We start from the raw sequence: 21,505 nt of genomic DNA, 5'->3' as shown, positions 1-21,505 counted from the left end.
TTCGGTGAATCGCGATGGCAGCTTTTTATTGTCGTCGCTTCATCACCCTCGGAATCACTTTTATTTAATAATCCCAAAGGGCTTAAATCAATGTCTCTGTTTGATTACCTTATCGAACTCTCTATGTTCTTCTTTCTCTCCTTTTCAGTGTTGTATTGCATGCGTAAAGTGGGCTATGCCATTGGCTTAGTCGATAAACCGAATGCCAGAAAACATCATGAAGGTGTTGTTCCCCTGGTGGGCGGGATCTCTCTCTGCATTACCTTGTTGTACTTCCTTTACGTGAATGCAGATAAGTTCAATAGAGTTGAGGTAGAGGCAGCGTGCTTAACGATACTGGTACTGATTGGGGTGGCCGACGACCGCTTTGACATCAGCTTTAAGCTCAGAATGGGCGTACAAGCTATTTTAGCCCTGGTCATCATGAACTATACGGGGTTGACCCTTTCTCATGTGGGTAATGTGTTTGGGTTGGGTGTATTGGATTTCCCTGTCGTGGTCGATAGTATTGTTACTGTGATTGCCGTCATTGCTGCCATTAACGCTTTTAACATGGTGGATGGTATTGATGGGCTGTTGGGTGGCTTGAGCATGGTGGTGTTTGCATCGTTAGGTGTGGTGTTCTTCGCCTATGAACTCGAGTTTTATACCTTTTTTATGGCCGTGATGGTAGTGATCTTGTTGCCCTTTGTACTGTTTAATTTAGGGTACTTTGGTAAGCTGCGTAAGCTGCGTAAGGTGTTTATGGGCGATGCCGGTAGCATGATGATCGGCTTTTTGGTTATTTGGATTTTAATTCGAGGGACTCAGCCGGCATACGGCCACTATGTGATTCAACCTGTGACAGCCTTGTGGTTAATTGCAGTGCCTTTGATTGATATGATGGCGATCATGATCCGCCGTATTCGTAAAGGGCACTCTCCATTCAAACCTGACCGAGAGCATTTTCACCACATTATGCAACGCATTGGTTTCACGCCGCGTGAATCTTTAGTCGTGATTTGTTTGGTGCAGTTAGTGTATTCAACGCTAGGTTTATTGGGTGAATACTTCCAAGTGCCGGAATACATTATGTTCTACACCATCGTGGCGTGTTTCTTATTCCACACTTACGCGATGACACATTCGTTTAAGATGGCGAAGGTCGTAAGACAGTGGAAGCAGTCTGCTGCTCAATAACCATTAAATAAATAACCAGCAGCAAGTAACTTAAATAACTTGGTGAAATGACGATGATTCACCTGCTATTTGATCTCGGGGTTATAAACAGGACACCCATATATTTGACACTCTCGCAATCCCCAACTAGGCTTACTTTATCTGTTTAGATTTTGTTCACCTTGGTGGTTAGGATGACTCAAGCTCGCTCAACTCAAGTATCCCTTCAAGACACGGCGCATTATCACTGTATTTCACGGTGTGTGCGCCGTGCTTTTTTGTGTGGTGAAGACCATTATTCAGGGCAAAACTTTGAGCACCGCCGAGTTTGGTTGGTCGAACGCATGCGCTTGCTAAGTCAGGTGTTTGCCATTGATGTGTGCGCGTATGCCATTATGTCCAATCATTACCACTTAGTGCTGCATGTGAATACGGCTACCGCCGAGTCTTGGAGTCACCAAGAGGTTGCGCAGCGTTGGACGACGTTATACAAAGCACCTTTGTTGGTCAGCCGTTGGCTTGATGGTGATTTAAAATCTAAGGCAGAAATCAACAACACTCTGGCGCTTATTGACGAATGGCGTGAGCGCTTAACCAATATCTCTTGGTTTATGCGTAACCTCAATGAGTATGTTGCCCGTGAAGCCAATAAAGAAGAGGGCTGCAAAGGTCGCTTCTGGGAAGGGCGGTTTAAATCTCAAGCCTTACTCGATGAAAAGGCTCTACTTAGCTGTATGGCATATGTGGATTTAAATCCCGTTCGGGCTGACATGGCTCAATCGCTTGAAGCTTCCGAGTTTACTTCTATCTATGAACGTATTCATTCAGTAGCGAGTCGGCAAGATAAAGGCAATGGTGAGATTGCCTCTTTGCCAGCAAAAGGCTTGGCTGGTTTTTTAGGAAATGAACGACAAATGCAGCCATCGGCTTGTTCCCAAATAAGTGGAATAGAGTTTTCGTTGTTGGATTATTTAGCGCTAGTAGAAGCATTAGGCCAAGTGGTTCGGCCAAACAAGCGTGGTTATATTCCGCCATGTGATAATACGATTCTTGAACGGCTAAATATGAATGCCGAAGAGTGGCTGAAGCTTTCAGAAAGCTTTGGGGGCAAATTTCGCTGTGCTGTTGGGTCTGCTAAAGAACTGGAAAGTTATGCGCTACACACCAAAAGGGCTTGGGTATCAGGTAAAGCGTCAATGAGTGCCTGTAATTTCTAGAGTGTTCAGTGGTTGTATTTTTATACATTGTGAAATGAAGCACTTATTACATCATCATTTGACGGTATGATTTTATTATTTTTCGGTTAGCTTCTTTTTATTAAAGCGAATGGGAGTTCGTTATCGAGCATAGTATTATTTCTATCTCCAAGCTTCATTGCTTTCCTCTAGTGCCAAATAACGCACGTCTACACAAGCGGCTGTACTACCTTGCCGAGCAGGCTTCCTCTCCGTTTATTCCTTTATTATTGGATAGCCTGATACCGATAAAAACCATTCGGTGTAGAAAAAAGCTCTATCCTATTGAATGGGTTGATGAAATTATGTGGCTACAGGAGTGCTGCCCGGAGTTGGACGTTGATGTTATCATCCTTCAATCGACGAACAACGTTGACGTTGTCAAAAAGGCGCTCTATCAACGGCAATATCTGCGATGCCTTGATGATGTCTCATCCAAAGATTTGTATGGGCTTGAACAAATCTGGCAATCGACGTCTTCTTATTCCCCTTTGCTTTCCCAAAAAGATTATACAGCCATGCTTGGCTGCAATCGTTCTTCACTAAATCGCCACTATTCCTCGTTACTCTCCTCTCAAGAGACATCGCCAAAACAATGTACTGTCTCTATACCCGATAGTACAAACCGCCATTTTTCATGGGAACAACACACCGAGCATATCCCTTCTTTAATGCCCGGTGAGCTACCTTCTGTTCAATCGTCTGATATTAGCAGCGATGACTAGGGGGTGTTATGTGGTTTTTAAGTGATTCACTTTCCCTAGCTCCTGAAGATGTTCTTGAACGCGGAATTTATGCGTTCTTACTTGGCGATGAGCCTACTCAAATTTTCACTAATGATCCCGTCTCCGAGCCGTCTTTTTTTGACTTATCTTTGCCTCAGCGACAACAAACTTGTCGCCATTTATGGCAACTCTGCGCTTTGCCCCCTGACATTGTTTATCCACAATCAACCATCCACATATTGCAGCAATGGCTTGAGGTTCACCAAGCGTTAACCGCGCCTGTTAATCAATGGCAACGCAATGCGTTGAATCATCTAGAGTTAGCCATCAAGGCGATCGCTCTCAATGCATCGCAAAGCGATGAGCTGCGGATCCCTGAGGAGTTGGATCGCTTCAAGCTTCGTTCAATGCTGACTTTTTATCCCACCTATGTCACGCTGCTTTTTATTGAATCGATAGTCGATAAGATACACGCTAATCACTGGCTGTGGTTTTTTGCACGACTGCAAGAGGCGGTGGGGACGCTAACGTATGAGGTTTGCTTGAGCTTTGACCGAGTCCGGCGTGACTATGGACATTGCCCAATTTGCTTGACGACTTTAAAAGATGCCACGCTGACGGAGCTCTATCTTTTATGCCAGCAGCAGGTTGGTTTGGCCCCTCTCGCCCCTTATTTCAGTTCGGCAAAAAGAGCTCAGAGATCTTCACGGCTGAAGACCTACCCGTTTAAAAGTGATAATGCACACCAGGAGACGATGTTTATTGGTGATGAGTTGAAGGTCAACCTTATCACGCCGACGGATCGTGAAGGTGAAACGCAGTCTTCTTTTATGGAAGCCTTTATGCCGGTGCTTGAAGCCGATAATGTCGTTGAGCCGTTACTCACCTCAAACGAAGAGCGTCCCCGCGCCGATCAGCCCGATTCCACATACGGTTTGCTTCGTCAGCCTGAGCTCACTCATCAGCAGGCTCGGCAAAAATTTTTACGGCAAAAAGTCGGTATGTCTCAAGCCATTGCTAGGGCCAATCGAGCGCATCCAATGAGTAACGACGTCTTATCGCCTTCTGAGCTTGCGATCTGGTTCCAGTTCCATTGTCCGGCTCTAGCAGAGCAAGATTTATTGGGCATCCCCGCGAAGGAGCGGAGCCATTGGTTTTTACTGTTTTTGCGAATGTTTTGTGGCACCCTTAATCTTCAGCAGCCTCTGCTTAACCTCGGTAGTCGCAGGGCAAAATCGCCGCCCGCTCCGTGTCTTGTGTATGAGCTCGATCGCCGAGATGCATGCCATGCAACGTTGATATTAGATACGGATTTATTTAAAGGCGCGAAGCCCCCACAGGGAAGTAAGCAGTACTTCACCTCACAAAAAAGCACTGAAGTGACGCTTCCTTGGCCAATGCAGTCACTTTTGAATCTCATTTTAAGAGCGGTGCCTGCGCATCAGCGTCATTTGGTGAGTCTTGAACAAGGTCTGCTTCTTACTTCTCGCGAGCATCAAACGTGGCTAACAGAGAAAATCGCGCAAAGTCGTCATCATTTTTCTTTCAAAGTGACACCCGCGCGATTAACGCAGGTATTTCATCGTTACAGCTCGCAGCGAATGCCGTCGGTGAGTGCCGATTTCCTTGCAGGTAAAGGCAGCGTGCAGATGCACTATGCGAATTTAGAAGGCGCCGCGATGACGGCATCAACACACCAACATTGGAATGCCTTTTTATCGGCGATGAATATCCAACCTCAGCAAGGTTGGTATAGCGAAACCACGAGTGCGTCCATCAGTGGGGAAACTTATCATGAGCAATGTGGCAGTGCCATTACGTTAAGAGAGTCACTATTGCCAGGCGCCTTTGAGGCGCTATTAAAGCCTTTATTTCACCAAGATATCGGTCTGGCTGCTTCTTTATCTGTTGAAAGCAGTGAGCGTTTAGCGCTTTACCTGCATATACGAACGGCTGTTGAGTTGGGGTTGCGGCCCGTGTCTTCGCCTTATCCAGCCGATCAAGATTGTGCGTGGGAAGCGGGAGTTTGGTCGCTGCAAGACAAGCGCGTTCATCATAAAGAAGCGCGCAGATTGGTGACACCGTCTTATGAGTTAGCGTCATTATTACAGCGCTATCAAGCTTATGCCTGCACCATGAGCCCGCAATATTTTGTTCAATCGAGACCTGTATTAAGTGTATTTGATGGCCAAGATTGGCAGCCCTTATCGCCAGCGATGATTAAAGATTTACTGGCGCGCTACCTAGACCGATTGGAAGTCGGCTGTTTTCGTCATAACGCTGCGCACCAAGTGTTGCTTGAGGCTTTTAAAGCCCATCCTAGCTTTGTTCAAAGTGAGTTAAATATGCGGATGAATCACTTTAAACGGGGGCAGAACCCACTGTCGCAGTATGCCTTATGCTCTATCCGTCAGATGGCTGAGGTTCAACAATCGCTTCAAGAAAGGATTGGTCAGTCGGCTTATCATCCTTGTGTGTCATCGCTTTGGCGATCGATTGCGCATTGGGATGCGAAAGTTGAAACGCTGCTTCAATCATGGTCGTTAAAAGGAGTGGGGCAATGACTAAAACGCTTGATGACTGGATAGTTGAGTGTGAACAGCGGCTTGCACTCCAACCCAAGGCGATCCGAGAGGCGATAGAGCCGGTGTTTTTTCGTCTCCAAACGGAGGTGCCAGCGCTGCTTGGCTCATCCAAGCTCAGCTCCAAAAACGCGATCAGTAAAGCGGTCAAACCCATTTCGTTGTTGGCGCAAACCCAAGCGGAGCTTACTGTCACCGCGAGCGCTTTTGAGCTGATTTATGACTACCATTACGATCTCAATTCTGAGCTGATTGCCCCAACGTCTATTTTGCCTCTGCAGCCAGAGCGGCCATTGATCGATGATGCGACGCCTTCGTTAGGTATTATTGAGTCTTTACGGTGTGGCCTCTATGCGGCTTGTCCTTATAGTCAAGGGACCAAGCACGAGACGGATGCACGGTATCTGGCCGCGATAGGTCAGGCCGTCTTACTGATAGGGTTTCGTGCGGGGTTAACTCGTATGACAGAGCTGCTGGCGCTATTGAATGTAGACGAAAGCGAGTGGGTGACGCTGTCGTGTGAGAGTCACTCATTTGAAGAGGCGCCTGTTCAATATGGTTCATTTCAACGTTGTACATCCACCGATAGCCGACCTTCTGATGAATTTTGGGTGACTGCTTATTTACCGGCGCTGCATCGCCGCGTGTATCTGAGGCAGGAGGCGATACTGGCTCTGCATCGAGCTCGGGCGCAAGTGCAAGCGTGGCCACCTCGCCAGCGTCAAAAGCAGGTAAGGTTGGCCGTGTTGGCGTGGCGAGATCATTGGAGCACTGAAGTGAGTGGTCATCTGCGTCAGGCCATTGCCTCATTGTCTGCTTCCGAGCTGCTGCGATATATCGGTTTTTTGGATAATAGCGTAGGCGTTGAACACTTATGGTCACAAAATAGCGCCCTCGATCATGCGACGTTTATACGAAGCTTTATTGGCACTTGCATCGATTCAGGCACCCCCGTCTCTGCGCGAAATCGCACCGCCAAAAATGGGCAGTCCATTGTGTGGCAATCGAATACGCAATCTGTAGAGACGATACAACAAGCAAAGGCGGTATCGCGTTATGTCAGGCAGATCTTATCTCATTACCAATTAGAAGATAAAAAAGAGCATCGCTCCGGCTGCGCCTATCAGCAGGCTAAGCATGCATTTGACATGATACTGCAAGAGCCGACTGCGTGGGCCGTGGCATTGTGCAACCAGTGGATTGCCTCTCTTTTTATCTATGGCTCCGCTTGGAAAGAGAAATTAGCCGTGGGGACGCTGCTGACGTATCACTCGACTGTGCAGCGTTTTGTTGCCGCGGCGTGGCAGGGTATCGATATTATGACCGTGTCAGAGCATGAATTTGAAGCGTGCTGCCAGGTGGGGTTGGATCAATTTGAGAATGCTGAGGAGCAATATACGGTTGCGCGATTTTTGCGATTTTGTCAGCAGTACTCCCATTTTCCTTTGATAGACTTAGATATCTTTGATGTAGTGTCTTCACAAGGTGTGGTGCGAGCGCATTATGTCCCACCCGCGATGTTTGATGAGATTTGTGAGAAGTTTGGTGAGCAAGGGGGCGCTTATGAGCGGAAAATTATCGTGTTTATGCAGCTTTGCTATTACATGGGACTGCGTGAAGATGAAGCGCTGTCACTGAAGCTGCGCGATATCGATTTTAATACCGGCTTTTTGTATATCACCAACGACAAAAAGCGCAAGACAGCCCATGCGGTGCGAAAAATTCCTCTGACGTTGGTGCCGACATTCATCGTCACGCAGTGGGTAGGGTACATTGATGAGCAGCACGCCTTATTGGGGGGTACCGCCTATGAGCAACGGCCGCTGTTTTCTCATTGGGCATTTTCAGCCCTAGAGTCACAGTTTATTGACTTTGCTCGACGCTACTTAAAAGACGGTGCCATCGTGACTCACTCCTTTCGTCACTGCGCCGCGAACAATTGGGTCTGTTTGCTTGCGATGTTAGCCTTCCGAGGTAGGGCGTGGCCTGCGGTGTATTTTATGCAGCACGTGTTATTTTCGAAAGCTCAGTTAGAGGCACTCAGCGCTGCGTTCGATTTACATGGTCAGCATCTGACACCGCACTTTTTTATTTTAGATTGGGTCGCAGAAAAGCTTGGTCATGCTTCGCCTGCGACTGCGTGGAGCACCTATTGGCATTGGGTCGACTGGGTGTCATTGATAGTGACTTATCATTCTTATGAGGTAAAAAAATCACAGGTTCGATTTTGGACATCGGAGTCCAACTATGGTTTTGAGCGTCAAAAGCAGCTTTTTCAAAAGCCCAATGACCGCTCGCAAGCCGGGAGCTTAGCTACTTGGGCGCTGCGCGACTGGATCATTCGTGACTGGAAACTCGCTCAGCATCATCATGTTGACACCCAGAATCGCAAACGCTCTCGCCTCGATGAAGACAAATCGGCGGTGGACTTGTCACCTCTCAGCTTTTCGCGTTTTGTGGTTGAGCTAGAAAAATTGATGGTAGGAGGGGGGGAGACGTCATGCTCTGCCGAGTTGGTTCAGTGGCTAGCGCAATCGAAAGCGGCGCCTTTGCGTTTTCGTATCGAGCCAAATCAAGAGCATGCCTGGCTTAGATTATGCTTGCAGGCTGATAAGTGGCGCACGTATCCGCGCAAAAGGTTGCGTAGAATGCATGCGCACTTGAAAAAAGCACAGGCGTTACTGACACGTAAAAGCATCACTCGTTATCGTGACTTGCAATGCCTATTGTCTGTGTATGGTTATTTTAACTTGCAGCCTCTAACGATAAAGGTTCAAGCACGTGACGACTCGAGCAGTGCAGCGCATTGGCAACAGCTGATTGAGCGAACCGGTGCGCACTGTGTGAGAGAAGCAAGTATGAGTAAAACAGAGGCTTTCACTAGGCCTTACCGCTTACAGTGGACGTTGTGGTCACAAATTGGGTCGATTATCGCGCTTTTGAGCGATTATTTGGACTGGTATCAGTGGGCAGAGTCACAAGCCGCGGATTGTGCATCAAAGATGGATAGTGAATGAGCGATAAGAGATTTAAGAGTGTGTTACTTGAGGCGAATGTTCGACTGAACTTTCTTCAATTTATCGTCAAGGTTGGGATCGCGAGTGATCATGAGCACAGTGATTTTTTGGTGGATATCGATATTGCGACGAAGCGGTTGACGATTCGGAGTCATGTCGCGGCCCATAGCGGTATCGTTGCCTATTATGAGTGGCCAATTCGCCATACGAACCTGACGGCTCCTTGTTGCCTCACATTACCCGCGCAGGGGTTGGTGAATATATTAATGCGTTTCGACCGTCATGATCCGGTTTGGCTTGTCATTGAAAGTGATAGAGAAGTGCACTGGGCGGCGTATCAAGAAGAGGCTACACCGCAACTTGAGTTTTTTGACGATGCACACAGTGAGCCGATGTTTGAGCGATCCCATGAGATCACGTATGGCATGCAAGTGAAAGCGGATGCGCCTTTCTCGCAATACCATCTTCCTGCTGTGGCGCCGATCATCTCTTTTCAGGTGGTGGCGATAGAGCTGGCACAATTGTTTAAGCTCATAAATCAACTGACTCAGGAGAACAATGCGAACGCTTCCAAAGAGGTGATCCTGATCCTTGAGCTTCGAGAGTCGGCGCCGCCCGTTTTGACCGTGTACGCGATGAAGCATACGTGGTCTTGCGCCCTTGAAGTGCCTGTGTTGATCGAACGCCCTGAACCGGTCGGTTTTTACGAAGCACGACTGAGTATCCGTCATGCCAGTCACCTTGCTGGCTTATTGAGTGTGATTGCCGAGCAGGTGATCGTGACGCTGACCCATACTCACCTCATTTTTCAAAAGCGTGGTTGGCAATGCTCGTTCACTCTCGCGGCTTCACCCTCATGGGATGGACAAACGTTTATGTCGAACTGGTTAAATTTACCCAAAGCGCAATGCTACCCACTCAAAACAGAGAAGCTGTCTCGATTGGTTCGTCAGCTTAATATTGCGAATGATGAAAAGCGCGCGCGCCTAGTTGTGGCAAGGCAACCTAATGAGTCTGGGTATCATTTTAGTGTTAACCAAGATCGCGTTTCAGCGGATCTGGATTTGGAATTGGATACGTCTTTTTATCCCTTATCTTTCCCGATGTCATTAAGCTTATGGAGTTTTAATACGCTGCTTGAGTCTCTAGGTGATGAAGTCTATTGGTATGTGTGTCCAGAGAGAATGGCAGTATTGATCGCTGATCTTCAGTGCCGGCGACATGTGGTGCTGCTGGCTAAGTCTGAAGGTGAGCCACTTCGATGACGGTTTCATCGCCAGCCTGTCACAGCCATCCTTTTGTCATATTTTGGGACAGAATATTTTAGAAATGCTGCCTGAATTTTTCAGCAATCAAGCCCAAATTATGCATGATGGTTCTATTGCGAGCTTGCTCATGAGCATCAGGTGCCAAAATCGCGATTAACAGGAAACAGTTAGGTTCATTCCAGCCTTGGCAATACACTAAGTGCTTATCACTTGTTTGGTAAAATTGGATAGAACTTAAGAATGGAGCATCATTAGCAGCCAAGTGAATGTGCTTTACTTCTTCTGACTTTAGGATTGGTAATGTATTGGGATGATCATAAGCTTCATCACGACCAAAGAAATCTGGCTTTTCACCCGTCTCCTTATAGCACCTAAAATCTTTAGTCAAAGAATGAAGCTCACTTTCAGTCAGTGCATCAATTAAGATCTTATGCTTAAAAACTCGAATATCTAATGACGTTCTCACTCTTGAAACTCACCCAAAGTCTTCTCATCAAGTTCTGTTAACGCTTGAGCGTTCAGGTGAGTAATGACCTCTAAGCGAGCACTCATTGGTCTAAATGATGAAACAGAGCCAGCATTCTTATCCTCTAAAGCTTTTATCAGCCCTTCAAAAAAAGAGGCGCTCATCATATAACCAGCCGGTTCATTGTTCGACAAAATCACGACAGGATCCCCAGATAAGCAATCTTTAAAGTGCTTTCTAGCTTCGCTTGATGACACGGCTTTTTCAGCATAAATGGTACTTGTTTTCATAATACCCTCGAGTACTTAATTATGTACTTAATATTGTATGTCTGTATTGTGTGTTTGTACAGAATCTAGTGGAGTGAAATGTATCTGTCTGAACATGATGCTTGCGCAATCTCGCTCCTTTCGTTGTGAATCGTTCACATCATAGGACTACAAGATGCGATTAAAGAGGATCTTGAATCGTTAATGAAGGGGTAAAGCCACTGGGTTGCTTCAGGCCGCTAGAGGGATATCTAGCGGCTTTTTTTCATAGGTCAATGAATGAAGTATGGCAAGTTAACCGACATGGTTCACCACATTCGACCAAGGAAATGCGCCTACTTCACAATGTAAGGTGCCACAATTAAATTCAAACTCAGTGGCGGTGTCAGTGTAGTAGTGAGATTGATTGAGTTCGGGATCGTAGAGGCTGAGTTCAAGCTGATTGTAGGCAATGCAGGCTTGAGGACAATGTTGTTTCCAATATAAGGCAAAACACAGGGTTTGGCAGCGTGCTAGGTGACGCGACCATAAGATGTCCACATCATACGACTCATCGAGTGTGGCCTGATACCATTTGAGGAGTGGTAAAATGGCGTAGTGTTCATGATGAGTGACGTCATTGAGTTGACGAGAGTCATCACTCTGCAAGTGGGCTTGATAATCCTCAAGCGTCTTTGTTATGCCAGGCTTAGAGCGGTGCTGCTCGAACAAGGTGTGGGCTATCCACGTTAACTGTTCGAGGCTCGCTGTTTGACTGATTTGCACAGCGTCTAATTGAGTCAGTACAGCATGAACGCTTGGGTGTGCTGCGCCTAACGCAAACGCCGCCAGTTGGCGTTGGTCACCTGTCGCGACGAAAAAGTCCTCAGGCTGACGGAAGGTGAAAATATTCATAATAGATTCTCCTTCATTAGTGCGTTAAAGGCGTTGCCATCTTGGCGTGAAGCATTGGCTACATAAGGCGCATAGACTTCAAATAATAACTTGGTCGTGCTGTGGCCGAGCATGTGAGAGATATAAAGCGGATTTTCATGCGCCGCGATGTGCAATACCGCGGCAGTATGTCGCGTTTCATAGGGACGACGGCGAGATAATTGGGCTTTTTCTAACGTCGGGTACCAGAGTTTTTTGCTCACGTAATGTGTATCGAGCGGCGCGCCATCTGGGTTGGTAAACACAAAGGGTGTATTGATGGTCTTACGAGCGACGGTTCGTTTTAGCGCCTCAAATACCGCTTCATTCATTTTCAGATCGCGTCTTGAGCCTGTGGTTTTGAGATCCCCTAACTCGCCATTGACGTAGTTCTGTCTGACTCGTATTAGACGGTGCTCAAAATCCAAGTGTTCATCGTGAAGGCCATGCAGTTCACAGCTGCGTAAGCCAGTGTAAAATCGCACCAAGAAGTAATCGTGCCAGTCGGGATCGAGTGCCTGAAAAAATCGTTTGAGCTCTTCGGCGCTCAGTGGGTTGGAATCGGCTCGTGTTTCTCGAAGGGCTTTATAGCGGCGTAGCGGATAATTGAATTCATACTCGTCCGCGCCAAGGCTTAGGATCGCCACCAGTGGCCATAAGATGTTGTTGATGCGGTGATTCGACAGCCTACGCTGACCGTCGGGCTTGGTTTGTTCGATAAGACGGTTTCGATAGTGTTCGACGTCCGCTAATGTCAGCTCACCAAGGAGCGTATTGCCAAACTCGGGGAGCAAATAGCGCTTGAGGTTAAGCCATACGGTCTGTTGGTAGCTGGATTTCCATTTGGCTTTTTGGCGTTCAAACCACTCATTGGCGTACTCGTTAAAAAAAGGGTAGCGGTGATCGGGATGCTGCTCACGTTCGAGTGCTTCAAAAACGGGGACTTTTTTGCTGTGGGGAAAGTGCTGGCGATATTGAAAGGTGCCTAAGGTGATCTCAGCGTTGATTTTTGCCAGTTTTGTTTTGGCTTGTTTGAGGTTTTTCGGAGTGGCTTCAAGCTTGGTGCCCTCGCGAAAGCGCTGGCCGTAAAGGTGAAGATCGAACTGGATGCGTCCATTTGGACGAATGCGAATATGAGCCATAGTATGGCCTCCATCGGTTCTCAGATCGTAAATAGATCTGTCCCTGACCGATGAAATTCGCTAGAATCTTGTCATCGGCTGGGTCTCGTTAAACAGGGTGCAGCCGGTACGGGGTAGGAAGGTTGCACCCTTCCTATCCCAACTGCGTATTGTCTTTCGCCAATAGGCTTGAAAAGCTTACCTATTGGTCAAAATATCCTCTACTACTATAGTGCATACTGATCACTTGTCCAGTGTTTGCGCAATTATTTTCCATTTTTTCTCTTTTCCACTTAGCTAGCTGAGAGGGTCCCTTTCGCATCGATGATTTGCTGGCAGAATTGCGGTGGTTGGATGGTTATTCATGCGGTGATTCGATAGCTTGGGCTGACTCTGGTCAATAGGGCGGTTTTGAAAGCGCACGGACTTAACCAAGCGTTGAGTCAATCATCGCGGTGTGGTCGGTTTTTTTGGCTACGATCGTTCTTTGTTTTTGCTAAAAATTCGACAAAATCATCGTTCAAAATGATGCAAAAATGCATCATTCGAACTCAGTTTTTTGACTGTTATACGTCACGATTGGTCATTTTTAAAGTGGATTTTTTATCTGTTGATTTAGACGTCTGGATGGCTTTTTAAGTGTTTTCCCAATAGTCAAAACCCTTGGTAATGATCGTTGGTGATCCTTTTTTATCTTTCATTAACAGAACGTTACCTTGGATGCTGTCTCTGCAGTGAGACAATGTAGAGACACTTTTCTGAGGTTATTGTTTTCTCCCCAATAGTGACAGAGCCCCAACCGTGATATAGCGGTTGGGGCTTTTGGTTATTTAGGGGTAAGTGTTCACCAGTAAGTACTTAATTTATACACCTTTGGATATCAATATCACTTCAGTTTTATGAAGGATACCAACAATGCCAAAATTGATATCCCAATGCCTTGAAGGGTAAAAATGATTTCTCACTGCAAATCACCACCCACCGAGTTTCAACATCCATGACGATGACACATTGTTCGCCATATCCGACGAGTCGTTCAGGACAGTATGTCTTTTGCTCCATCGCGAGGCTCATGGCTTGAGTCAAGCGAAGGTGTTGTAGCCACAAATCTCCCTGATTGACTGGATATTCTCGGCAGCAGCATGACGCCGACGCAAGCCAAAACTTAATCAACGGCAAATCGGGATAGCGGTGGTGTAACTCAAGATCAAAATAGTAATGGCTCTGAGAGCTAAAACACGCGGTCACGTGGTCATTGAGCGCGTGAAATAGAGCGGTATCGTTTCGGTATTGTTGCCAGCTGCGCTGAGCATAAAGCGACAGGCTGTCTTGTAAAAGCGCCGAAGGGTGTAAATCAAAAGGCGCTTCGTACTGCCACCAAATCCGCTGTACATCCTGAGATAACCCACCTAATGCCATGATGATCAGCGTATTGTCGTGAGCGTGTTGAAAATCAAGCAAAGTATTGAGTTTATCCCATTGCGCTTCAAATGAGAGGCCATCATTCATAGAAAACCCTCCTTCTTCATCAATTCATTAAACGCACTGCCATCGCTTCTTGATGCATTGGCGACATAGGGCGCATACACTTTGAATAATAAGCGTGTATCGCTGTGGCCAAGCATGTGAGAGATATAAAGCGGGTTTTCGTGTGCGGCGATATGAAGCACGGCGGCGGTATGTCTGGTTTCATAGGGACGTCGGCGTCTAAGCCCGGCTTTTTCGAGCGTCGGGTACCAAAGGCTTTTGCTCACGAAGTGGGTGTCGAGCGGTTTTCCTTGGTGTGTGAACACAAAGGGGGAGTCATCCGTTTTTTGCGCTTTTAGACGGGTGAATACCTCCAATAGGGTGTCACACATTTTAAGCTCTCGGCGTGATTTCGGGGTTTTGACTTCGCCCAGTTCGCCATTGACCAGGTTCTGACGAACACGAATGAGGCGGTGGTCAAAGTCGATGTGCTCCCAGTGCAGGCCATGAATTTCACAGCTGCGGATCCCGGTCCAGAAACGGACAATAAAATAGTCGCGCCATTCTACAGGTACTGTCACCAGAAAATGCTGAACCTCCTGTATGGTCATCGGGTGAGAATCGGCTTTTTCTTCTTTGAGCGTTTTATAGCGGCGAAGCGGGTAGGTAAATTGATGCTCATCTGCGGCGAGGCCTAAAATGGAGACCAGCGGCCAAAAGATGCCGTTGATACGTTTATTTGAGAGCTTGCGATTGCCCTTGTCGTCCAGGTGGTTGATGAGAGTTTCACGAAAAAATTCCACATTGGCTAACGTCACTTCATTAATGAGCGTATTACCAAAGGCGGGAATCAGATAACGGTCTAGGGTGTTGCGCACCGTATTTTGATAGCTGCTTTTCCATTTGCCTTTTTGGCGGTCAAACCATTGATTGGCAAAATCATCGAAAAACGGATAGAGACGGTCGGGGTGTTTCTCTCGCTGCAGCGTTTCAAAGATTGGCACTTTTTTGCTGTCGGGGAAATAGTCGCGGTACTGGAAGGTGTTGAGGTCAATCTCAGCATTCATCTGCTTGAGAAGGGCTTTGGCTTGACTGAGGTTTTTTGGTGTCGCCATTAGCTTCGTGCCTTCACGAAAGCGGCGACCGTATATATGCAGATCGAATTGAATACGCCCGTTGGGGCGAATACGAATGTGCGCCATGGTGGCCTCCATCAGTGTGGGATCCATAAATAGATCTGTCCCTGACCGATGGAATTCGTTAGAATCGTGCCATCGGCTGGGGTGGGTTTAAACGTCCTCGCAGCCGGTACGGGGTAGGGAGGTTGCCGCCTTCCTATCCCAACTGCTTATCTGATTTTCGAGTAGTGCGTTTTTAGCCACTATTGGTGAAAATCTCATCAACTACCATATCAGGTGCTGGATATTTGTCCAGTGCTTTTGCGACAAATGTTAAATGTCGTCATAGCCAACCATGTCAATCTGAGCCGTTTCATCATCCACTTTGCCTTCGAGCTGCGCCTCGAGTTTGTTTTTGGCGTCTAGGGCCAGTGAGAGCTTATCGGGCGCGGGGGCGACATCATCGACGTACGCGTAAGGGTGCTCGCCTTTCACATCATTATAAAAGCCAAGCTTATACACGCCTTCGCTCGCATTTTTGAGTAGCGCAAGTTTGATCTGCTTAGCCGACGTGATGTCCGTTATCCGCACTTTCGCCAGCTCACTTAAATTGATGCGATGCACCATGTCGTGTTTGTGTTTGATGTCTTTGACATTGAGAAAGGCATTTTCGCCGGTCTCCAGCGTCAGGCCGGCGAGCATCACACGATCTCGACTCACCAGAAGCAGCGCTTCATTGGCTTGTTTCACTAAAGCCATGGCGCGGTAGCTATCGATTTCTTCTTTAAACCGGTGGATGTCGACTACGAGACGAAACTCGGTTTGATACGCGACCTCTTGCTTTTTTTGATACTCGCGTAGCGACTTGAGTGAACTGCTGAAGCAGCGCTGACCATCGGAGAAGAGGGCACACTCGTCATCGGTATAGATCTGGATCTCGTCAGAGTCCGTGGTTTCGCACAGGTGTCTTAGCGTATCCACGCTTTCTTTGTTGAGCAGTAAGTTACAATTTGGCACAAATTCCTCGGGCAGCGCATACGAGTGGATGTTGCCACCACGCTCAATACGAATGCTGGATTTCCCCTTTTCTAGCTCATACGCATCAAATGGTCGATAAGTGTCAGCGACATCGAGCGTGTTTAATATCTCACGGGTGGGCTCACGATGACCGCTGGACTCTTGAATTGGCTTAAAAAAGGTATCGTGATGACGCGCAAAAAAGGTAAGGTGCGCATCTAACGCGTCAATCGACTGAATATACAGCCGCGATTTTCGTTCGGTCAGGGTGTCTATTTGCGGCAGGGTGCGATATTGATCGTAGTTTAACTGTATCGTAATGGTCTGCTTTTGCGCTCGTAGCGGACTTTGCAATGCCCAGTATTCTTTAAAGCTGCTGGCATTGAGGCTCCATTGGCCAGGTTTGAGTTTCCAGTCGCGCTCTATCGGCAGGGTGATGTATTGAAGCGCATCGAGAAGGCCACCGATCACATAGGCATGAGTTTTATCAATAATAAACGTGAGCAGAGCCGTAGAGTCGCTTTTGGCTATGGGAGCAAGGAGATGCTGGAGATTATCATGGTGCTTTGGGTCGATAGATAAACTAGGCATAGACGGCATCCTTTTGTTTGTTATGCGTGAGGTGATCGAAATAGGTTTGCAGTGAGTCTTGTAAGTCCTGCGCTGGTACACGTGTGTGAACCGTAATAACCAGACGAGTATCGCCGGCCGGCACGATGAGACGTTTGACGCGATCGTGTGGACGCGCAAACTCAGCGTTGAGCTTGTCCAGCTTCGGGCTGCGTGCTTTTTGTTTGCGATTTTGATACAGCGTGAGCTCGGCGTTGCAGTGCTGAAGTGGGCCGTGATGGAACAAGGCCTGGTAGGCTTTGCGCGTTTTGTCATTGCAGCGACAGTCAAAGGACAGCGTCAAATACGCTTGACCATCTTGCACTTTTGTCGCGCCTACCGTGGCGCGGCCCAGAGCACGAAGCTGCGTTCTGGCTTTGCGGTCAAATCGAAACACGTCACCTCGCGCCATCGCGAGCCATTGCTCACTGAGCGTGAGGAACGCGACCGGTTGTCCTGGACGTAACGAGAGCGAACGCTTGGTGAAGGGTGAAAACGGGGTAAGGGCGTGGGATTGCGCATCAAGTGTGCTGAGCCACGCTTTGATCAGCGTATTCTCATCCCAGCACGGCGGATTAGGTAACGCCGCCCTGCGATAAGTGGTGATGTCCTGGCTAAGGGCTTTGGCCTGGCGCGTCGTCGAGTCACAAACCAGCGTAATGAGCTGCGCGTCACGCAGCGAGAGCGAACACCGCTTTTTTTGCTCATTGCTCATCAGCGCGTAATTGGGCTCGAGCGCATTCAATACGCGCGAGATATCGTTAGAACTCGGTGACATGCCGAGCAGATAGCGAAGTTCATCACGGTGATACACTCGCCTGTAGGGATAGATGAGCAGCCCCACCTTGACCATGTCATGCAGGTAGTGCTTTCGAGTCGTGCTGTAGTAAGTATGACCGATTTCATCGCCAATAACGTCCAGTAAAATGCCATCATTGACGTCATCAAAGGCGCGTCCCTCCAGCCAAAAATCGAAGCGGGCCTGGCATGCCTGTGGGGTGAGCAGGCTCAGCGTGGTGGATTCAAGAATGCCTTGAAGGTGCTCGCTGCTTCGTTGGTAGGCAAGATGCAGCCCTTGCAGGTAGAGAAGCTCGGCGCCGCTGTGCCTTAAATGATGAAAACGGATCTGTGGGCCAAAGTGCGCTTTAAGCCTCTGGCTGACAGGGTAAAGGTAATAGTGATCTCGCTGCGCGAAGCTTTCCCCCACATAACCGAGCAGCGGCGTGTCGGGAGGGCACTGCGCTTTGAGCTTAATGACGGCGCGTATCAGTTTGGCACAGACCTCAGGTAGGTAGGCATGCGTGATGCGCGTTTTATTGCCTTTGGGTGCCCCTTCCTTGGTGCGAGTTATGATGAGCTCAAAGCGCTGTTTGTCATGCTCATGATAGCTGATGTCACCAAGGCGAAGTCTCAGCATTTCTCCCCGTCGCAGCATCGCATAGTAACCCAGTAAAACGGCAGTGGCGGAAAACAGGCCATCAAGAGCGCCGCTTTGATCGTCACGGAGCAGCGCCATAGCCACGTCGTGCACCTCTTGGGCACTGAGGCGAAAAGGGTCGACTTGGCTTGGCAGTGTCGGGCGCTCAAACTGCGATAGATCAAGGTGATCGGTGAGCTCAATGTGTGTCATGAAACGCAAAAAATTGAAGAGATGCCAAGGGGTCGTCTTGTCCGTTATCCGTTCAAACTGATCACGAGCCCAGCGAGGCAGTGCTTCAGGATCGCTGGCGTCTTTGAGTGACAAAGGCGAAAGCTGCGAATAAAAATTGGTATAACGGTCGATGGTGTCGGCCCCAAGCGTCTTTTTGATGACGCCGCCTTCACGATGCAGTGAGTCCGCAAAATGATAAAAAAACCATGGTAGGACATTGTCACTGCCCAGTGTGGGCGGCAATCGGTTTTTCTTGCTTTGCGGCTTTAAGGAACGAATAAGCGTTTTGTGTGGCCATGAACGGGAAGCGGAAGCGGGGGAGCTGGCTTTGCCCTCTGAAGGCGTTGATAGGAGGGAAACCCGCGCGCTGGGCGACAGCGTTGAGGACTTCGTGGACGCACGTGCCTGCCTTTGATGCGCACACTCAAGTGTCGCGACGTGACGCTCAGGATCGCTAAAATCACGCAAAAGAGGCACGGGAAGGGCGTGATGGTGATACCAGATGGCCTGAAAGAGTTTATGCCAGTCTTGGTCTAATCTTGGCGGCATGCAATAGGGCACGCCTTCGCACCAGGCATTGAGTGCACGCGTGAGTCTTGTCGTCGTAAGGTGTTTACAGGGAGGGTGAAGATAAAAGGATTGTAAGACTTTGTAGGCAAAGAGGCTCAGTGGATAGCGCGTAAAGCTCGGTTGCTCTTTGCTGGTAAAGTTGGCCAGTGCTTGCGTGTGTTCCACGGTGAGTGTCATGCGACCTTCAAACCATTCAATGGACTCGGGAGAGGTTAAGATGCGCTGCCAATATCGTAGGGGCAGTGGCGCCACCTCAATGTTAAGCACCAGCAAAAGCCAGCCCATTTCCTCCCAGCGCTCACGCACAAAAGAGGCTCGCTGCGCGTGATAGGCGTGCAGGAGCGAACTGGCGGCCGCGCTTTGTTTGAGAATGGAGAGCAGCCATTGCTGCTGGGTATCCTTAAAGACGGGCGTTTGTACGGCCGGTAGCTCCCACTCACAACGCTCTTTGAGATAATGCAGGGTTTGATCGAGCGCTGCCTTGAGGTGGCGCTGACGACCGGTGACAAATTGACGGATACGAGTATTGAGAGCGTTAAGCTGCGGCACGCTGAGCGCACGCGTGGGTAATTCAAACGCTTCAATCTGTTCACATACCCAGCAAAGATCCGCTTTTGCGGCGCATGGCAGCCCCAAATTATCATGGAACTCGGCAATCGCGTCAGCGCGCAGCGTGGTGTGTGACATCGTACTCCTCCATCGGCTCAGATAGGTGCAAAAAATCGGGTAGCTTATCGAGAAAGCGATGCAGCTTGCGCTGCTTGGCGGGAAACAGCACATCGCTGCCGAGCTGCTCGCCGAAATTTGCATGCCCCATGAGCCTATCGATGTCTCCGGCGGTTAACACAGGATCAAGCGAGTTCAGTGCATGCTGGGCAAAAAAATGGCGAAGCTGATAAGGATCGACACGCTCGCTCGGGTTCACGCTCTGCCACGTTGAACTCATAAACTGGCGAAGTGATTGGGCATTGAGGTGCGCAATACTCATCGCCTCGGTCACGGTAAACCAAAGGTAGGGGCTCTCTAACGCAACCCCTGTCATGTCGGCCAGCTGGCGCTGCAGGCTGAGATAGCGACGGAGGGTACGTTCAAAGGCGGGGCATAAATACAAGGTTCGATAAATGCCTTTATCGAACACCAGCGCTGAACGCCGATCAAAACACAGCGCTTTCTCAAGCGAAATCGCGTGGGTGGGCCGAGTCCCCGTGAGCGCGATCAGTAGCAGCGCCAGTTCATAAGCGCGGAAGTTGTGAAGCTCACGCAGTGAGGCAGTGGTGTGTCTTTTTTTCTCCAGTGCTCGGCCTTTGTTGGCAAGTCGGGCGAAAAATTGGCGAACGTCATTAACCAAAAGCTGTCGAGTCGATCCAATCGGCTGAGCCGGTATCGGAAGATACTCGCGCGTCGAATCAGTGATCGCGTAGCGAAAGGCAACAATCTCTCCGGGCGTGGCCAAATAGGCCGGAACCGATGACTGGGCTTTGAACAGCGGCGCATCGTTGCCGGTGACGGGTTCGGGCGCGCAAAACAGCGCCAGTAAGTCACTCGGCATGGCTTGGTGCAGCCGAGAAAGATAGCGACCTTGGGCATGAAAAAGCTCATACCGAACGGCGTTGGTATTACTGCTCTGATAAGCGGGCGCGCTATTATGATGCGGCGACTTGTCCTGAAGTGCGCTGTATTTGGTGCACACAGACACGTGCGGATCGCGATGCAGCATTGAGTCAATATAGTGATAAAAATGATCGCGCCGCATCATGTCGTACCCCTTTAAGGCAACGGGCGTGCGCCATTTTGTCTGAAGAAATCTCAAGAACGCGCGTTTTTCATCCTCACTCATGTGCCACGCCTGGCTGTTCGCCTTGGTGTGGGCGAGGGCACCCACGAACCAGTGATTGAGACCGTTTGGGATGGGCTGCCAGCGCCATTCGGTGCCTTGCGGTGTGCGATGGGGCATCGCGTATTCTACCCAGCTGGGCGCGGTTTTTCGTATTTTTCTCAGGCGATACGCGTCGCAATCGTCACGGCCACTGACTAAGCGAAGATCGGGGATATCTTCAATCGAGTGGCAATGAGGCAAGCGATTGATCAGCCACAGGTAGAGAAAGAGCAGCAGCGCCCTGTCCAGCGGAGAGATTTTCTCGGTATTGGTCAGGTTGGCATCAAGGTGGGGGGCAACCTGAACGGAGAATCGCTGCTTGAGACGTATAATGGCGGCCAGCAGCTTTAAGGCGTGACGTTTCGCATTCGGGGCGACCCCTCCTGCATTTCGTTTTCGCTCCGCTTTTCTTCGTTGCTCTGAGTCTCTCATCGATTGCCTCTT

At 48.8% G+C, this 21,505-nt stretch carries 15 protein-coding genes; 6 read left to right on the top strand and 9 right to left on the bottom strand.

Translation table 11 applies throughout. The features are described from left to right. Nucleotides 1–90 precede the first annotated feature (90 nt). The 6 genes from wecA to L3V30_RS17950 all read left to right on the top strand — a co-directional run bounded on the left by wecA (nucleotide 91) and on the right by L3V30_RS17950 (nucleotide 9,982). Entirely contained in the window at nucleotides 91–1,179 is a 1,089-nt protein-coding gene (gene wecA / locus L3V30_RS17975; protein ID WP_237309421.1) for a UDP-N-acetylglucosamine--undecaprenyl-phosphate N-acetylglucosaminephosphotransferase, read from the top strand. A gap of 173 nt (nucleotides 1,180–1,352) precedes the next feature. After that, nucleotides 1,353–2,375: a transposase gene (locus L3V30_RS17970; RefSeq protein ID WP_237309420.1), complete on the top strand. Its 1,023-nt coding sequence runs from the start codon at nucleotides 1,353–1,355 to the stop codon at nucleotides 2,373–2,375. 170 nt (nucleotides 2,376–2,545) lie between these two features. Then, nucleotides 2,546–3,118, top strand: a complete 573-nt coding sequence (locus tag L3V30_RS17965) for a hypothetical protein (protein WP_237309419.1) — start codon at nucleotides 2,546–2,548, stop codon at nucleotides 3,116–3,118. Between the two features lie 8 nt (nucleotides 3,119–3,126). Continuing rightward, nucleotides 3,127–5,682 (top strand): hypothetical protein, encoded by a 2,556-nt coding sequence (locus L3V30_RS17960; RefSeq protein WP_237309418.1) that lies wholly within the window; start codon nucleotides 3,127–3,129, stop codon nucleotides 5,680–5,682. Beyond that, entirely contained in the window at nucleotides 5,679–8,717 is a 3,039-nt protein-coding gene (locus L3V30_RS17955) for a site-specific integrase (protein WP_237309417.1), read from the top strand. The genes L3V30_RS17960 and L3V30_RS17955 overlap by 4 nt, the downstream gene beginning before the upstream one ends. Beyond that, nucleotides 8,714–9,982, top strand: coding sequence for a hypothetical protein (locus tag L3V30_RS17950; protein ID WP_237309416.1), 1,269 nt, complete (start codon nucleotides 8,714–8,716; stop codon nucleotides 9,980–9,982). The genes L3V30_RS17955 and L3V30_RS17950 overlap by 4 nt, the downstream gene beginning before the upstream one ends. A gap of 58 nt (nucleotides 9,983–10,040) precedes the next feature. On the opposite strand, the gene L3V30_RS17945 is transcribed toward L3V30_RS17950, so the two are convergent. The 9 genes from L3V30_RS17945 to L3V30_RS17905 all read right to left on the bottom strand — a co-directional run bounded on the left by L3V30_RS17945 (nucleotide 10,041) and on the right by L3V30_RS17905 (nucleotide 21,493). Continuing rightward, nucleotides 10,041–10,451, bottom strand: a complete 411-nt coding sequence (locus L3V30_RS17945) for a type II toxin-antitoxin system YafO family toxin (protein WP_237309414.1) — start codon at nucleotides 10,449–10,451, stop codon at nucleotides 10,041–10,043. Next, nucleotides 10,448–10,741: a hypothetical protein gene (locus tag L3V30_RS17940; protein WP_237309413.1), complete on the bottom strand. Its 294-nt coding sequence runs from the start codon at nucleotides 10,739–10,741 to the stop codon at nucleotides 10,448–10,450. The genes L3V30_RS17945 and L3V30_RS17940 overlap by 4 nt, the downstream gene beginning before the upstream one ends. Before the next feature lie 273 nt (nucleotides 10,742–11,014). Then, entirely contained in the window at nucleotides 11,015–11,614 is a 600-nt protein-coding gene (locus tag L3V30_RS17935; protein ID WP_237309412.1) for a hypothetical protein, read from the bottom strand. Then, on the bottom strand, nucleotides 11,611–12,774 hold the full coding sequence (locus tag L3V30_RS17930) for a DUF3596 domain-containing protein (RefSeq protein WP_237309411.1): 1,164 nt from the start codon (nucleotides 12,772–12,774) through the stop codon (nucleotides 11,611–11,613). The genes L3V30_RS17935 and L3V30_RS17930 overlap by 4 nt, the downstream gene beginning before the upstream one ends. Nucleotides 12,775–13,650: 876 nt before the next feature. Next, complete coding sequence (locus L3V30_RS17925) at nucleotides 13,651–14,262, bottom strand: hypothetical protein (protein ID WP_237309410.1); 612 nt, start codon at nucleotides 14,260–14,262, stop codon at nucleotides 13,651–13,653. After that, complete coding sequence (locus tag L3V30_RS17920; RefSeq protein ID WP_237309444.1) at nucleotides 14,259–15,422, bottom strand: DUF3596 domain-containing protein; 1,164 nt, start codon at nucleotides 15,420–15,422, stop codon at nucleotides 14,259–14,261. The genes L3V30_RS17925 and L3V30_RS17920 overlap by 4 nt, the downstream gene beginning before the upstream one ends. 249 nt (nucleotides 15,423–15,671) lie before the next feature. Next, the gene (locus L3V30_RS17915) at nucleotides 15,672–16,946 is read right to left on the bottom strand and encodes a hypothetical protein (RefSeq protein WP_237309409.1); all 1,275 of its coding nucleotides are present in this window, start codon (nucleotides 16,944–16,946) and stop codon (nucleotides 15,672–15,674) included. Next, the gene (locus tag L3V30_RS17910; protein WP_237309408.1) at nucleotides 16,939–19,872 is read right to left on the bottom strand and encodes a site-specific integrase; all 2,934 of its coding nucleotides are present in this window, start codon (nucleotides 19,870–19,872) and stop codon (nucleotides 16,939–16,941) included. The genes L3V30_RS17915 and L3V30_RS17910 overlap by 8 nt, the downstream gene beginning before the upstream one ends. After that, the gene (locus L3V30_RS17905; protein WP_237309407.1) at nucleotides 19,847–21,493 is read right to left on the bottom strand and encodes a site-specific integrase; all 1,647 of its coding nucleotides are present in this window, start codon (nucleotides 21,491–21,493) and stop codon (nucleotides 19,847–19,849) included. Before L3V30_RS17905 ends, L3V30_RS17910 begins: the two co-directional genes overlap by 26 nt. Between the last annotated feature and the right edge of the window lie 12 nt (nucleotides 21,494–21,505).

This window comes from Vibrio sp. A1-1, from assembly GCF_021728175.1.
Classification (GTDB): domain Bacteria; phylum Pseudomonadota; class Gammaproteobacteria; order Enterobacterales; family Vibrionaceae; genus Vibrio; species Vibrio diabolicus.
Note: the sequence above shows the minus strand (reverse complement) of the source record. Positions and strands in the feature narration are given on the sequence as shown.